We start from the raw sequence: 14,448 nt of genomic DNA on the forward strand, positions 1-14,448 counted from the left end.
AAAGCGCCGAGATAGAGCTGTTGGGTTGGTCAGGAAGATCAAAAGATCGCAGCCTGGGGCAGCTCCTGCACCCGAAAATCAGCTTTGGTGGTAAGCTCGCGCACCATGAATATCTACAGCTCCCGCCCCGTTGTCCTCTGTCTCTCCGGCCACGACCCCAGTGGTGGCGCCGGCCTGCAGGCAGATATCGAAGCCTTGCTCGCGCAAGGATGCCATGCGGCTCCGGCCGTCACCGCCCTGACCGTGCAAGACACCGTCAACGTCACTGACTTTCGCGTCCTCGATCGTGAGTGGGTTCTGGCCCAGGCCAACGCCGTGTTCAACGACTCCGAAGTCGCGGCGGTGAAACTGGGCATGCTCGGTTCGCTGGAAATGGTCGACACGGTGGTCGAACTGCTGTCGGCGCACCCGCATTTGCCGGTGGTCTGCGACCCGGTACTGCGCGCCGGCGGCGGCGGACGACTGGGCAAGGACGAGGTCGGCTATGCGATGCGCGAGCGTCTGCTGCCGCTGTCGATCATTGCCACGCCCAACCTTCCCGAAGCGCGCATCCTCGCCGAACTGCCCGAAGGCACCGCCGACGAGTGCGCGGAAAAACTTCTGCCGTTCATCAAAAACCTGCTGATCACCGGCGGTCATGGCGACGAAACTGAAATCCACAACCGCCTGTACAGCCGCGATGGCCTGCGTGAAACCTTTTACTGCCAGCGGCTGCCCGGCAGTTATCACGGCTCCGGTTGCACACTGGCCAGTGCCTTGGCCGGTCGTCTGGCGCAGGGTGAACACCTCGTCAGCGCCGTGCGCACGGCTCTGGATTACACCTGGCGTACCCTGCGCGATGCAGAGCAACTGGGCAAAGGCCAGTTCGTGCCGCGCCGCCTGCCGCTTGATTTCTGTTCGTAACGTCGCGAGGTCTGTTCGATGAAACTACGTGGCCTGTATGCCATTACCGACAGCGAACTGCTGTCCGGCAAGTTTCTGTCTTACGTGGAGGCGGCGCTCGAAGGCGGCGTCACCCTGCTGCAATACCGCGACAAAAGCAGCGACGAGGCCCGCCGTCTGCGTGAGGCCCAAGCGCTGCGCGATCTGTGCGAGCGCTACAAGACGCGTCTGATCATCAACGATGACGCCGAACTGGCCGCGCGCCTCAACGTCGGCGTTCATCTCGGTCAGACCGACGGCCCGCTGTCGCCGACCCGCGCCCTCCTCGGCTCGAAAGCGATCATCGGTTCGACCTGCCACGGGCAAATCGCCCTGGCCGAACAAGCCGCCAAAGAAGGTGCGAGCTATGTCGCCTTCGGCCGCTTCTTCAACTCCACCACCAAGCCAGGTGCGCCGAGTTGCAGCCTCGATCTGCTCCACGAAGCCAAACAAACACTGCACTTGCCAATCTGCGCCATTGGCGGCATCACCCTCGACAATGCTGCGCCGCTGGTGAATCACGGCGTGGATCTGCTCGCAGTGGTGCATGGCCTGTTCGGCGCCGACAGCACCGCCGAGGTGACTCGCCGCGCCCGCGCCTTCAACGAATTGTTCAAAATCTGATTTGAGAGCCCGATCATGTCTCGTTCCGAAACCCTGTTTGCCAATGCCCAGAAGCACATCCCCGGTGGCGTGAACTCGCCAGTTCGCGCGTTCAAGAGTGTTGGCGGCACGCCGCTGTTCTTCAAGCATGCCGAAGGCGCCTACGTCACTGACGAAGACGACAAGCGTTATGTTGATTACGTGGGTTCATGGGGCCCGATGATCCTCGGCCACAGCCATCCGGACGTTCTGGATGCAGTGCGCAATCAGCTGCAACACGGCCTGTCGTACGGCGCGCCGACTTCGATGGAAACCGAGATGGCCGATCTGGTCTGCTCGCTGGTGCCATCGATGGACATGGTGCGCATGGTCAGCTCCGGCACCGAGGCGACCATGAGCGCGATCCGCCTGGCCCGTGGATTCACCGGCCGCGACAGCATCATCAAATTCGAAGGCTGCTACCACGGCCACTCCGACAGCCTGCTGGTCAAGGCCGGCTCCGGTGCGCTGACTCAGGGCGTGCCGAGTTCGGCCGGTGTACCGGCAGCATTCGCCAAACACACCCTGACCCTGCCGTTCAACGACATCGAAGCGGTTGAAACGATGCTGGCTGAAGTGGGCCAGGAAGTGGCCTGCATCATCGTTGAGCCGGTGGCTGGCAACATGAATTGCGTACCGCCAGCGCCGGGCTTTCTCGAAGGCCTGCGTTCGCTGTGCGACAAGCACGGTGTGGTGTTGATTTTCGACGAAGTAATGACCGGTTTCCGCGTCGCACTCGGCGGTGCCCAGGCGCATTACGGCGTCACGCCAGACCTGACCACCTTCGGCAAGATCATCGGCGGCGGCATGCCGGTGGGTTGCTTCGGCGGCAAACGCGACATCATGCAGTGCATCGCGCCGCTCGGCCCGGTGTATCAGGCGGGCACGTTGTCGGGTAACCCCCTGGCGATGGCCGCTGGCTTGACGACTTTGCGTCTGATCAGCCGTCCGGGCTTCCACGCCGAACTGACCGACTACACCACACGCCTGCTCGACGGTCTGCAACAACGCGCCGATGCGGCGGGCATTCCGTTCGTGACCACTCAAGCTGGCGGCATGTTCGGCCTGTACTTCAGCGGCGCCGACGACATCGTCACTTTCGACGATGTCATGGCAAGCGACGCTGCGCTGTTCGGCCGCTTCTTCCACTTGATGCTGGAAGGTGGCGTGTATCTGGCGCCGAGCGCCTTTGAAGCCGGTTTCACCTCGATCGCTCACGGTGAAGCGGAGTTGAAACTGACGCTGGACGCTGCCGAGCGTGCTTTCGCCGCACTCAAGTAATCGCCGTACCGCTGACGTTGGCCATGGCCAGCGTCAGCTTTCACCTACATCCCTGCGATTTTTCCGAACCGCCTGCCAAAATCCCGCCTAAAGTGGGCGATATGTTCCCCGCGCAGCAGAAAAACGAGTAAAGACTTTGTAAGGTTGGCCCTGCTTATTTCATAATGCGCGCTTATTGGATCCCCCGACGGGTCCGCGTGCCCTTCAGAGGTAAGTCGATTCCCATGAACCGCACCGGCCGCACCCTTGCATTGGGCTGCCTGTTGCTCCTTCAGCCCCTGCTCGCGCATGCACAAGCAGGCGGCAACTCGTTGTTGATCCCGGCGATGGGTCGTTGCACCCTCAATACTCAGCCGCAAGACGTCACGCAGGCACTGGCCGCCTGCCAGAAAGCGGCGGACGAAGGGGATGCGCAAGCGCAATACGAGTTGGGTGAGTTCTACTACGACGGCAAAAACGCGCCGCGCGACCTCAATCAAGCCCTGAGCTATTTCGAAAAAGCCTCGCTGCAAGGCCACGCTCAGGCGCAATTCAAGCTCGGCAGCATGTTCTTCCACGGTGAAGGCGTGCAGGCCAACAATATTCAGGCGTACATCGTGCTGAAGATGGCCGCGGTCAACGGCGCCGAAGAGGCGCTGGACACCGCCGACGAAGTCTCTGAAAAAATGTCCCGAGAAGACCTCGAGACCGCCACTCAGGTGCTGGGACAGATTTTCCGCAAATACCTGATGGAACTGCAGAGCGCCGATGGGCGCACGCCCTTTTCGCCACTTCCCTGATTTTTGCGCCGACCTTTCTGGCCCCTTCGCGAGCAGGCTCGCTCCCACATCGGAATGCATTTCCCTGTGGGAGCGAGCCTGCTCGCGAAGAGCGCGCCTCGGTCTTGAGACTTACTTCTCAGGCATCGGCATCGGGAACGGCATGACATTGCCGACCGCGCCACGGGCTTCACTGATTTTCGGGGTGCCCAGACGTTCCACTTCGTCGATGCGCACGATCGAATGCATCGGCACAAAGCTGCGCACCACGCCTTCGAATTGCGCCTTGAGCTTTTCTTCGCTCGGGTCGACGACCACTTGCGTGCGCTCGCCAAAGACGAATTCTTCGACTTCCAGGAAACCCCACAGATCACTTTGATAGATCTGCTTGGCGTACATTTCGAACACCTGGCCCTGGTTGAGGAAAATCACCTTGTAGATTGGAGCTTCGCGTTTGGTCATGGCGGATGGACAACATCGGGGACAAAAATGAGGGCGCGAACTATAGCATAGCCACCGGACGCACAGCGGTAGGAACCTGAGGGCTTGTTCCCTATAATGCGCGGTTCTTTGAATCACGTGACGACCCTAATCCATGGCCAAGAAGCTTTACATCGAAACCCACGGTTGCCAGATGAACGAGTACGACAGCTCGCGCATGGTCGATCTGCTGGGCGAACATCAGGCCCTGGAAGTCACCGCTCGTGCGGAAGACGCCGACGTGATTCTGCTCAACACCTGCTCGATCCGCGAGCGCGCCCAGGACCGGGTGTACTCACAGCTCGGCCGCTGGCGCGAACTGAAACTCGCCAACCCGGACATGGTGATTGCCGTCGGCGGATGCGTGGCCAGCCAGGAAGGCGCGGCGATTCGTGATCGCGCCCCGTACGTTGACGTGGTGTTTGGCCCACAGACCCTGCACCGTCTGCCCGAAATGATTGACGCCGCGCGCAGCAGCAAGCTGCCGCAGGTGGACGTCTCGTTCCCGGAAATCGAAAAATTCGACCACCTGCCCGAGCCGCGCATCGACGGCCCGAGCGCTTACGTGTCGGTGATGGAAGGTTGCAGCAAGTACTGCACGTTCTGCGTGGTGCCGTACACCCGTGGCGAAGAAGTCAGCCGGCCGTTCGATGACGTGATCGCCGAGGTCATCCACCTCGCCGAAAACGGCGTGCGCGAAGTGACGCTGCTGGGACAGAACGTCAACGGCTATCGCGGCACCACCCACGACGGTCGCCTGGCCGATCTGGCCGAGCTGATTCGCGTGGTCGCCGCCATCGACGGTATCGACCGCATTCGCTACACCACTTCGCACCCGCTGGAGTTCTCCGACAGCCTGATCCAGGCTCACGCCGAGGTGCCGGAGCTGGTCAAGCACCTGCACTTGCCGGTGCAGTCGGGTTCCGACCGGATCCTCGCGGCGATGAAGCGCAACCACACGGCGCTGGAGTACAAATCCAAGCTGCGCAAACTGCGCGCGGCCGTGCCAGGAATCTGCATCAGTTCGGACTTCATCGTCGGCTTCCCAGGCGAAACCGAGAAAGACTTCGAACAGACCATGAAATTGATTGCCGACGTCGGCTTCGATTTCTCCTATTCGTTCGTCTACAGCCAGCGCCCGGGCACCCCCGCCGCCGACTTGGCCGACGACACCCCCGAAGAGTTGAAGAAAGAGCGGCTCAATGCGTTGCAACATCGCTTGAACCAGCAGGGGTTCGAAATCAGCCGACAAATGGTCGGCTCGATTCAGCGCATTCTGGTGACCGATTATTCGAAAAAGGATCCCGGCGAACTCCAGGGCCGCACCGAGAACAACCGTATCGTCAACTTCCGCTGCGACAATCCAACGCTGATCGGTCAGTTTGCCGACGTGCATATTGATGCCGCGCAACCGCACTCGTTGCGCGGTTCGCTGGTTCAGTAACACTGCATTTCCTCTGTGGGAGCGAGCCTGCTCGCGAAGGCGGCAACACATTCAACATCAATGTGTCTGACAGACCGCTTTCGCGAGCAGGCTCGCTCCCACAGGAACAGCGGTGATTTAAGAGCTTTCGCACCCACGCCACTGGCGTTATCCTTGATTTCATCTTAATTGCCCCTGGGCGGCTAAATACGACCTTGAACGCACCCATCGAACCACATCGTTTTCTTCTCGAGCCCTTTGAGGCTCGCCGCTTCGCCAATCTGTGCGGGCAATTCGACGAGCATTTGCGCTTGATCGAACAGCGCCTGGCCATCGAGATCCGCAATCGCGGAAACCAGTTCGAACTGATCGGCGACCCCAAACACACCACGTCTGCGGAAAACCTGCTGCGTCGGCTGTACCGCGAAACAAAGGGTACCGAGCTGTCGCCAGACCTGGTTCACTTGTTCCTGCAGGAATCGGCTGGCGAAGATCTCGACAATCCTGCCCCCGCAGAACCCACCGTCGCCCTGCGCACGAAAAAAGGCATGATTCGCCCGCGCGGTCTGAATCAGCAGCGCTACGTGAAGGAAATCCTCGGCAACGACATCAACTTCGGCATCGGCCCGGCCGGTACCGGCAAGACGTATCTGGCCGTGGCCTGCGCCGTCGATGCGCTGGAACGTGAGCAGATCCGCCGCATCCTGCTGGTGCGTCCGGCGGTCGAGGCGGGCGAAAAGCTCGGTTTCCTGCCCGGCGACCTGTCCCAGAAGATCGACCCGTACCTGCGCCCGCTCTATGACGCGCTGTACGAAATGCTCGGTTTCGAATACGTCGCCAAGCTGATCGAGAAACAGGTCATTGAAGTCGCGCCACTGGCCTACATGCGCGGTCGCACGCTAAACAACAGCTTCATCATTCTCGACGAGAGCCAGAACACCACCGTCGAGCAAATGAAGATGTTCCTGACGCGAATCGGCTTCGGCTCGACGGCGGTCATTACCGGCGACATCACTCAGGTCGACCTGCCGCGCGGCACCAAGTCTGGCCTGCATCATGTGATCGAAGTGCTCAAAGACGTGCCGGGCATCAGCTTCACCCACTTCCAGCCCAAAGACGTGGTGCGCCACCCCTTGGTGCAGCGGATTGTCGAGGCCTACGAGCGCTTCGAAAGCCGCGCCGAAGCGCCAAAGGAAGCCCCGCGCAATGCTTGAGCTGGATCTGCAAATCGCCACCGAAGCGTCGGCGCCGAGTGAAACCGAGTTCCGCCAATGGTGCGAAATGGCCCTGCGCCAGCGCACCGCCGACTCGGAAATGACCATCCGTCTGGTCGACGAGAAAGAAGGTCGTGAACTCAATCACACCTGGCGTCATAAGGATTATGCGACCAACGTCCTGTCGTTCCCGGCCGAAGTGCCCGACGAATTTCTCGACATCCCGCTGCTGGGCGATCTGGTGATCTGCGTGGCAGTGGTCGAACGCGAAGCGGCCGAGCAAGGCAAGGAACTAAACGCCCACTGGGCACATCTGGTCATTCACGGCTGCTTGCATCTGCTCGGTTACGACCATATAGATGACGACGAAGCCGAGGAAATGGAAGCACTGGAACGCGAGTTGCTTGCCGAACTGGGCTATCCCGATCCGTACGCGGACGACGAAACCGAACCATCCCCCATCGTTACAACAAAGGATTCAGAGTAATCGCTATGAGCGAAGATCGATCGAGCAACGGGCAGAAGTCATGGCTGGGTAAACTGACCCAGGCTTTTGCCCACGAGCCGAAGAACCGTCAGGAGCTCCTCGAGCTGCTGCGTGATGCACATCAGAACAAACTGCTGGACAGCGAAGCGCTGGCCATCGTCGAAGGCGCCATTCAGGTGGCTGACCTGCAAGTACGCGACATCATGGTCCCTCGCTCGCAGATGATCAGCATCAAGGCGACCCAGACACCTCGCGAATTTCTCCCTGCCGTGGTCGATTCGGCCCACTCGCGCTATCCAGTCATCGGCGAAAGCCATGACGACGTGATGGGCGTGTTGCTGGCCAAGGACCTGCTGCCGCTGATCCTCAAGGAAAACGGTGACAGCTTCAACATCAAGGACCTGCTGCGCCCGGCCACCTTTGTGCCGGAGTCCAAGCGTCTGAACGTGTTGTTGCGTGAATTCCGCGCCAACCACAACCACATGGCCATTGTGATTGACGAATACGGCGGCGTGGCCGGCCTGGTAACCATCGAAGACGTGCTCGAGCAGATCGTTGGCGACATCGAAGACGAGCACGACGTTGAAGAAGACAGCTACATCAAACCGCTGCCCAGCGGTGATTTCTTGATCAAGGCCCTGACGCCGATCGAGAACTTCAACGAGTTCTTCGACAGCGAATTCTCCGACGATGAGTTCGACACCGTCGGCGGCCTGGTGATGAGCGCGTTCGGGCACTTGCCAAAACGCAACGAAATCACTGAAATCGGCGCCTATCGTTTCCGCATCCTGAACGCCGACAGCCGTCGGATTCATTTGCTGCGACTCACGCCAATTGCTCGGTAAAGAAATCTAAGGACTGAAATGCGCTGGACAACCCGCCCCGGCTGGCCCGGTAATCTGCTGGCCGTGGCGGCCGGTGCAATCACCACGTTTGCTCTTGCCCCGTTCAACATCTGGCCGCTGGCGTTACTGGCGGTCGGTTTGTTTTATGCCGGGTTGCGTGAGCTGAGCCCCCGCCAGGCGCTGGGCCGAGGTTGGTGCTTCGGCTTTGGCCTGTTCGGCGCCGGCACCAGCTGGATCTATTACAGCATTCACCATTTCGGCGGTGCTTCGGTGCTGCTGGCCGGGTTCCTGATGCTGTTGTTCACCGCCGCGATTGCCTGGTTCTTTGCCGTGCCGGCCTGGCTGTGGGCACGCTGGTTGCGCCGCAACGAAGCACCGCTGGCCGATGCTCTGGCCTTTGCCGCTTTGTGGGTGGGTCAGGAAGCCTTTCGTGGCTGGTTCCTTACCGGATTCCCGTGGCTGTATTCCGGTTACAGCCAGCTCGACGGCCCGCTGGCCGGGCTCGCCCCAGTCGGCGGCATGTGGCTGGTGTCGTTCGTTCTGGCTCTGACCGCGGCGCTGATCTACAACGCGCCGCGCCTGGTGCAGGCGCGCCGCAAGGGTTTTATCGCCGCCGGTGTGTTACTTCTGGTCGGCCCTTGGGCAGCGGGCATCGCCCTCAAAGGCCACGCCTGGACCAGCCCTTCCGGTGCACCGCTGACCGTCGCCGCGATTCAGGGCAACGTTGCGCAAAGCATGAAATGGGACCCGGCTGAACTCAACGCGCAACTGGCGTTGTACCGCGACTTGAGTTTTCGCTCCAAACCGGTCGATCTGCTGATCTGGCCAGAAACCGCCGTGCCGGTGCTCAAGGAGTCTGCCGAGGGTTATCTGACCATGATGGGCAACTTCGCCGCCGAGCGTAAATCGGCGCTCATCACCGGTGTGCCGATCCGCCAGACCGTGCATCACGAACGCCGTTTCTACAACGGCATCACCGTGGTGGGCGAAGGCGATGGCACGTATCTCAAGCAGAAACTGGTGCCGTTCGGCGAATACGTGCCGCTGCAGGACGTGCTGCGCGGCTTGATTGCATTCTTTGACCTGCCGATGTCGGACTTCGCGCGCGGCCCGGCCGATCAGGCGCTGTTGCAGGCCAAGGGTTATCAGATCGCACCGTTTATCTGCTACGAAGTGGTGTACCCGGAATTCGCTGCCGGGTTGTCGGCACGCAGCGATCTGCTGCTGACGATCAGCAACGACACCTGGTTCGGCACCTCGATTGGACCGCTGCAACACCTGCAGATGGCGCAGATGCGCGCGCTTGAGGCCGGGCGCTGGATGATTCGCGCCACCAACAACGGCGTCACCGGCCTGATCAACCCGTTCGGGCAAATCACCGAGCAGATTCCGCAGTTCGAGCAGGGCATCCTGTACGGCGAAGTGGTGCCGATGCACAACCTTACGCCCTATCTGCAATGGCGCTCCTGGCCGTTGATCGGGTTGTGCCTGGTGCTGTTCGGCTGGGCCCTGATGGCAAGCCGGATGTCGAAAACCCTTTAAAAGCTTCGCGAGCAGGCTCGCTCCCACATTTGGAATGCATTTCAAGGTGGGAGCGAGCCTGCTCGCGAAGAGGGCATCAGCCGCATCCGATTAATCCGGGCTGGCATCACCTCGGTAAAACAACGAATAGCCGACCTGCCCCACCGCCTCATTCAGCAGCTGCCCGCTCTGCCAGATTGATTTGAATTCCGGCAGCCAGCCACCAAACGGCCGAGCGTTATCGGTGCCTAAAAAACCCACCGGGGCCGGCACCACGTCAAATCCCGCCTGCTGAAAACTCCACACCGATCGCGGCATATGCCAGGCCTGCGTCACCACGACTACGCGCTTGATCCCCTGCGGCAACAGAATATCAGCGCTAAGTTTGGCGTTCTCCCACGTGGTGCGGCTTTCGCCTTCCTGCCAACGGACGCTGACGCCGAAATCATCGCGCAACGAGTCCGCCATCAGCTTCGCCTCGGTTGGCGGTGTGCCGTAGTGCAGACCTCCACTGGTGAGAATCGGCAATCCCGATGCCTTGGCCAGCCGCGCCGCGTAGCGCTGGCGCTCAAGCCCGATGCCGGTCGGCTGGTCTTCGCCCCACGCGAGATCACCGCGCTCACGTCCCGAGCCCAGCACCACAATCGCATCGGCGCGCTGCGCCAGGGTCGACCACTCTTCCCGCGCCAACGGCGGCTCACGCTCCAGCACCTTAGCGCCCCACTGCACCACGACGGGCAGGCTCATCAGCCACAAGCCACCAAAGCCAAGGGCAAAACACACGCCCGCCAGCCTTGGTCGCGAGCGGCGCAACCACCAGGCAACCAGCAACAGCAGCAAAAGAATGCCGGGCGGCAATAGAATTTGTTTGATGAAATATCGAAACGGCATCGGGCATCTCCAAAGATGCCCGAAGCCTAAGAGTGTTGATAAAGCGTTACAACCAATAGGCGAGATCCCGTTGAAAAAGATCCGCCTCCTGACCTGCCATGGGTTTACTTGGCCTGCACAGAGCGAACCTTGTCGGTGTCTCTGCGCGGCGCCTTGTCCTTGAGCCAGATGACCTTGGCCGAATGTCCTGCATCGAGCTGCTTCACTGCTTGCGACAGGCATCCCTGCGTTTCACGTTCACTGCGATCCAGATAGGCCTTGACCAGTTTGAACTCGGCGGGGCTCAGGCCACGCAATTCCAGTTCCAGGGGGCGCTCGTCGCGCAGCCGGTCGGCGGTTTTCACGGCGTCCAGCGCAGTGCCAAGACGATCGATCAACCGTTCGTACAACTCGGGTTTCGTTACGTGTTTTCTCTGCTGCTCCACCATCCCTCACCTCATTGAAGATAAGACTTACTCCCCAAGTAGAGCTTAGCTTCGCTGCGCAAACCGGCTGGACGCCGCGACCAACGGCCCTCACCATCTGAAGCCCCCCGCAAACAGCTGTAATCAGGGTTTCCCTAGGCCAAGCGCGGTCATGTATGCTACGGCGCTTCCTGTCATTCCACTTCCAGCGCACCCGGGCCATCCCGTATGCCGCCGTTGAAGAGGATTAGGCCACCCCTATTCAATACAAAAGTAGCCATGCACGAACAATATCAGCCCCGTGAAATCGAAGCCGCCGCCCAGTCGTTCTGGGATGAGCAAAAGTCCTTTGAAGTCAGTGAACAGCCAGGCAAGGAAACCTTCTACTGCCTGTCGATGTTCCCTTACCCCAGCGGCAAGCTACACATGGGGCACGTGCGCAACTACACTATCGGCGACGTGATTTCCCGTTACCAGCGCATGCAAGGCAAGAATGTCCTGCAACCGATGGGTTGGGACGCCTTCGGCATGCCGGCGGAAAACGCCGCGATGAAGAACAACGTGGCGCCCGCCAAGTGGACCTACGAAAACATCGCCTACATGAAGTCGCAGCTGCGCAGCCTGGGCCTTGCGGTGGACTGGTCCCGCGAAGTCACCACCTGCAAGCCGGACTACTACCGCTGGGAACAATGGCTGTTCACTCGCCTGTTCGAAAAAGGCGTGATCTACAAGAAAAGCGGCACCGTGAACTGGGACCCGGTTGATCAGACCGTTCTGGCCAACGAACAGGTGATCGACGGTCGCGGCTGGCGCTCCGGCGCGTTGATCGAAAAGCGCGAAATCCCGATGTATTACTTCAAGATCACCGCTTACGCGGATGAGCTGCTGGAAAGCCTCGACGAACTGACCGGTTGGCCTGAACAGGTCAAGACCATGCAGCGCAACTGGATCGGCAAATCCCGCGGCATGGAAGTACAGTTCCCATACAACGTCGACTCGATCGGCGAATCCGGCACCCTGAAAGTCTTCACCACGCGTCCCGACACCCTGATGGGCGCGACTTATGTCGCCGTCGCGGCCGAGCACCCGCTGGCGACGCTGGCGGCACAGAACAACCCCGAGTTGCAGGCGTTCATCGCCGAATGCAAGGGCGGCAGCGTTGCTGAGGCCGACGTCGCCACGCAGGAGAAAAAAGGCCTGCCGACCGGCCTGTTCGTCGAACACCCGCTGACCGGTGAAAAACTCCCGGTCTGGGTCGCCAACTATGTGTTGATGCACTACGGCGACGGCGCCGTCATGGCCGTGCCGGCGCACGACGAGCGCGATTTTGAATTCGCTCACAAGTACAACCTGCCGGTGAAGTCGGTTGTGCGTACGAGCTCCGGCGACACCAACCCGGCGCCGTGGCAAGACGCCTACGGCGAGCACGGCACGCTGATCAACTCCGGCGAGTTCGACGGTCTCGACTTCGCGGGCGCGTTCGACGCTATGGAAGTTGCCCTGATCAAGAAGAACCTCGGTGCATCGCGCACTCAGTTCCGTCTGCGCGACTGGGGTATCAGCCGCCAGCGCTACTGGGGCTGCCCGATCCCGATCATTCACTGCGCCGCGTGCGGTGACGTGCCGGTCCCGGAAGATCAACTGCCCGTCGTGCTGCCGGAAGACGTGGTGCCGGACGGCGCCGGTTCGCCGCTGGCACGCATGCCGCAATTCTACGAGTGCACCTGCCCGAAATGCGGTCAGCCGGCCAAGCGTGAAACCGACACCATGGACACCTTCGTCGAGTCGTCGTGGTACTACGCCCGCTACGCCTCGCCGCACTTTGAAGGCGGTCTGGTCGAGAAATCCGCCGCCGATCACTGGTTGCCGGTGGATCAGTACATCGGGGGTATCGAACACGCCATTCTTCACCTGCTGTATGCGCGCTTCTTCCACAAGCTGATGCGCGACGAAGGCTTGGTCAGCTCCAACGAGCCGTTCAAGAACCTGCTGACCCAAGGCATGGTGATCGCCGAGACTTACTATCGCCGCGAAGCCAATGGCGCCTACACCTGGTTCAATCCGGCGGACGTGGAGCTGGAGCGTGACAGCAAGGCCAAAGTCATCAGCGCCAAACTGAAATCCGACGGCCTGCCGGTGGAAATCGGCGGCACCGAGAAGATGGCCAAGTCGAAGAACAACGGCGTCGACCCTCAGTCGATGATCGACCAGTTCGGCGCCGACACCTGCCGCCTGTTCATGATGTTCGCCTCGCCGCCTGACATGAGTGCGGAGTGGTCCGATTCCGGCGTTGAAGGTTCGCACCGTTTCCTCAAGCGCGTCTGGCGTCTGGCGCAAGCCCACGTCACTCAGGGCTTGCCGGGCAAACTGGACATCGCCAGCCTGAACGACGAACAGAAAGCCGTGCGCCGGGCGATCCACCTCGCCATCAAGCAGGCCAGCCATGACGTCGGGCAGAATCACAAATTCAACACTGCCATCGCTCAAGTGATGACATTGATGAATGTCCTGGAAAAAGCCGCGCAGGCGACCCAACAGGATCGTGCGCTGCTTCACGAAGGCCTCGAAGCCGTGACGCTGCTGCTGGCGCCAATCACGCCGCACATCAGTCATGAGTTGTGGAATCAGCTGGGTCACGCCGACGCTGTGATCGATGCAGGCTGGCCGGCCGTCGACGAAAGCGCCCTGGTACAGGACAACCTGACTCTGGTCATCCAGGTCAATGGCAAACTGCGCGGTCAGATCGAAATGCCAGCCAGCGCCACTCGCGAAGAAATCGAAGCCGCCGCGCGCATCAACGAAAACGTATTGCGTTTCGTCGACGGTCTGACCATTCGCAAAGTAATCGTGGTGCCGGGCAAACTGGTGAACATCGTCGCCAGCTAAATTGGATTGAGCGTCAGGTATGCCTGGCGCTCTGTAAAACCTTTCGGGCCACAAGGCTGGCCCACATGGTTTCAAGGGGAGCAACACAATGATCAAACGCAATCTGCTGGTGATAGGCCTCGCCGTCCTGCTGAGCGCCTGCGGTTTCCAGCTGCGCGGCACTGGCGCCAACGAACTGTCGATCAAGGAACTGGACCTGAGCGCACGCAACGCCTACGGCGAAACCGTCACTCAAATGCGTCAGCTGCTTGAAGCCAGCGGCGTCAAGGTATACAGCGGCGCACCTTACAAGCTGTACCTGGCCGACGAGCAGGAAAGCCAGCGCATCCTCAGCTACGCCGGTGCCGGTCGCACGGGCGAGTATCAGGTGAGCACGATTCTGAGCTACGACATCCGTGGCGAGAAAGATTTGTCGCTGCTGAGCGACAAGCTTGAAGTGCAGAAAGTATTCATCCACGACGGCAACAACCTCGTCGGCTCCGATCAGGAAGCCAACGACGCCCGTCGTGAAACCCGCCGCGAGCTGGTTCAGCGCATGATGCTGCGCCTGTCGCAACTGACCCCGGGTCAGTTGGAGCAACTGCAGCAAGCCGCCAATGACCGCGCCAAGGCTGAAGCCGATGCGCTGGAAGCGGCACAAAAGGCTGAAGCGGAAACCCCGCGTCAGTCGCCGCTCGAAATCCCGCAGCAGTAAG

14 protein-coding genes are annotated in these 14,448 nt (G+C 60.6%); 11 read left to right on the forward strand and 3 right to left on the reverse strand.

Annotated elements, in window-relative coordinates; all coding sequences use genetic code 11:
* Positions 1–105 precede the first annotated feature (105 nt).
* From HU727_RS13965 to HU727_RS13980, 4 genes are all read left to right on the forward strand, one after another.
* Positions 106–903 (forward strand): hydroxymethylpyrimidine/phosphomethylpyrimidine kinase, encoded by a 798-nt coding sequence (locus HU727_RS13965; RefSeq protein ID WP_186532386.1) that lies wholly within the window; start codon positions 106–108, stop codon positions 901–903.
* An 18-nt stretch (positions 904–921) separates the two neighbouring features.
* On the forward strand, positions 922–1,545 hold the full coding sequence (gene thiE, locus HU727_RS13970) for a thiamine phosphate synthase (RefSeq protein ID WP_186532385.1): 624 nt from the start codon (positions 922–924) through the stop codon (positions 1,543–1,545).
* Between the two features lie 15 nt (positions 1,546–1,560).
* Positions 1,561–2,844, forward strand: a complete 1,284-nt coding sequence (hemL, locus tag HU727_RS13975) for a glutamate-1-semialdehyde 2,1-aminomutase (protein ID WP_186532384.1) — start codon at positions 1,561–1,563, stop codon at positions 2,842–2,844.
* 224 nt (positions 2,845–3,068) lie between these two features.
* Positions 3,069–3,623, forward strand: a complete 555-nt coding sequence (locus tag HU727_RS13980; protein WP_064364065.1) for a tetratricopeptide repeat protein — start codon at positions 3,069–3,071, stop codon at positions 3,621–3,623.
* 111 nt (positions 3,624–3,734) lie between these two features.
* Here the strand turns inward: HU727_RS13980 and HU727_RS13985 are convergent, their stop codons facing one another.
* Positions 3,735–4,064 (reverse strand): DUF1820 family protein, encoded by a 330-nt coding sequence (locus HU727_RS13985; protein WP_003185742.1) that lies wholly within the window; start codon positions 4,062–4,064, stop codon positions 3,735–3,737.
* Between the two features lie 133 nt (positions 4,065–4,197).
* Between HU727_RS13985 and miaB the strand changes: the two genes are divergently transcribed.
* The 5 genes from miaB (at position 4,198) to lnt (ending at position 9,593) form a co-directional block, all read left to right on the forward strand.
* Positions 4,198–5,526 carry a tRNA (N6-isopentenyl adenosine(37)-C2)-methylthiotransferase MiaB gene (miaB, locus tag HU727_RS13990; protein ID WP_186532383.1) on the forward strand — a complete coding sequence of 443 codons (1,329 nt, stop codon included), beginning with the start codon at positions 4,198–4,200 and terminating at the stop codon, positions 5,524–5,526.
* A gap of 194 nt (positions 5,527–5,720) precedes the next feature.
* Positions 5,721–6,719: a PhoH family protein gene (locus HU727_RS13995; protein WP_186532382.1), complete on the forward strand. Its 999-nt coding sequence runs from the start codon at positions 5,721–5,723 to the stop codon at positions 6,717–6,719.
* Positions 6,712–7,206 (forward strand): rRNA maturation RNase YbeY, encoded by a 495-nt coding sequence (ybeY, locus tag HU727_RS14000; protein ID WP_186532381.1) that lies wholly within the window; start codon positions 6,712–6,714, stop codon positions 7,204–7,206. Before HU727_RS13995 ends, ybeY begins: the two co-directional genes overlap by 8 nt.
* 5 nt (positions 7,207–7,211) lie before the next feature.
* Complete coding sequence (locus HU727_RS14005; protein WP_007909641.1) at positions 7,212–8,051, forward strand: CorC family transporter; 840 nt, start codon at positions 7,212–7,214, stop codon at positions 8,049–8,051.
* Between the two features lie 18 nt (positions 8,052–8,069).
* Positions 8,070–9,593 (forward strand): apolipoprotein N-acyltransferase, encoded by a 1,524-nt coding sequence (gene lnt / locus HU727_RS14010; protein ID WP_186532380.1) that lies wholly within the window; start codon positions 8,070–8,072, stop codon positions 9,591–9,593.
* Positions 9,594–9,683: 90 nt separating this feature from the next.
* On the opposite strand, the gene HU727_RS14015 is transcribed toward lnt, so the two are convergent.
* Together HU727_RS14015 and HU727_RS14020 are read right to left on the reverse strand one after the other, a co-directional pair.
* Positions 9,684–10,463: a YdcF family protein gene (locus tag HU727_RS14015; protein WP_186532379.1), complete on the reverse strand. Its 780-nt coding sequence runs from the start codon at positions 10,461–10,463 to the stop codon at positions 9,684–9,686.
* A gap of 104 nt (positions 10,464–10,567) precedes the next feature.
* Positions 10,568–10,891: a hypothetical protein gene (locus HU727_RS14020; protein WP_186532378.1), complete on the reverse strand. Its 324-nt coding sequence runs from the start codon at positions 10,889–10,891 to the stop codon at positions 10,568–10,570.
* A gap of 255 nt (positions 10,892–11,146) precedes the next feature.
* Here HU727_RS14020 and leuS point away from each other — a divergent pair, with 255 nt between their 5' ends.
* Positions 11,147–13,753 (forward strand): leucine--tRNA ligase, encoded by a 2,607-nt coding sequence (leuS, locus tag HU727_RS14025; protein ID WP_186532377.1) that lies wholly within the window; start codon positions 11,147–11,149, stop codon positions 13,751–13,753.
* 88 nt (positions 13,754–13,841) lie between these two features.
* Positions 13,842–14,447, forward strand: coding sequence for an LPS-assembly lipoprotein LptE (locus HU727_RS14030; RefSeq protein WP_186532376.1), 606 nt, complete (start codon positions 13,842–13,844; stop codon positions 14,445–14,447).
* The last annotated feature ends 1 nt before the right edge of the window (position 14,448 follow it).

The organism is Pseudomonas khorasanensis, assembly GCF_014268505.2.
GTDB classification, from domain to species: domain Bacteria; phylum Pseudomonadota; class Gammaproteobacteria; order Pseudomonadales; family Pseudomonadaceae; genus Aquipseudomonas; species Aquipseudomonas khorasanensis.

Excerpts from the sequence above, each read along its gene's own strand:
- HU727_RS13965 (WP_186532386.1), top strand. The coding sequence starts at position 106 with ATGAATATCTACAGCTCCCGCCCCGTTGTCCTCTGTCTCTCCGGCCAC.
- thiE (WP_186532385.1), top strand. The coding sequence starts at position 922 with ATGAAACTACGTGGCCTGTATGCCATTACCGACAGCGAACTGCTGTCC.
- hemL (WP_186532384.1), top strand. The coding sequence starts at position 1,561 with ATGTCTCGTTCCGAAACCCTGTTTGCCAATGCCCAGAAGCACATCCCC.
- HU727_RS13980 (WP_064364065.1), top strand. The coding sequence starts at position 3,069 with ATGAACCGCACCGGCCGCACCCTTGCATTGGGCTGCCTGTTGCTCCTT.
- HU727_RS13985 (WP_003185742.1), bottom strand. The coding sequence starts at position 4,064 with ATGACCAAACGCGAAGCTCCAATCTACAAGGTGATTTTCCTCAACCAG.
- miaB (WP_186532383.1), top strand. The coding sequence starts at position 4,198 with ATGGCCAAGAAGCTTTACATCGAAACCCACGGTTGCCAGATGAACGAG.
- ybeY (WP_186532381.1), top strand. The coding sequence starts at position 6,712 with ATGCTTGAGCTGGATCTGCAAATCGCCACCGAAGCGTCGGCGCCGAGT.
- HU727_RS14005 (WP_007909641.1), top strand. The coding sequence starts at position 7,212 with ATGAGCGAAGATCGATCGAGCAACGGGCAGAAGTCATGGCTGGGTAAA.
- lnt (WP_186532380.1), top strand. The coding sequence starts at position 8,070 with ATGCGCTGGACAACCCGCCCCGGCTGGCCCGGTAATCTGCTGGCCGTG.
- HU727_RS14015 (WP_186532379.1), bottom strand. The coding sequence starts at position 10,463 with ATGCCGTTTCGATATTTCATCAAACAAATTCTATTGCCGCCCGGCATT.
- HU727_RS14020 (WP_186532378.1), bottom strand. The coding sequence starts at position 10,891 with ATGGTGGAGCAGCAGAGAAAACACGTAACGAAACCCGAGTTGTACGAA.
- leuS (WP_186532377.1), top strand. The coding sequence starts at position 11,147 with ATGCACGAACAATATCAGCCCCGTGAAATCGAAGCCGCCGCCCAGTCG.
- HU727_RS14030 (WP_186532376.1), top strand. The coding sequence starts at position 13,842 with ATGATCAAACGCAATCTGCTGGTGATAGGCCTCGCCGTCCTGCTGAGC.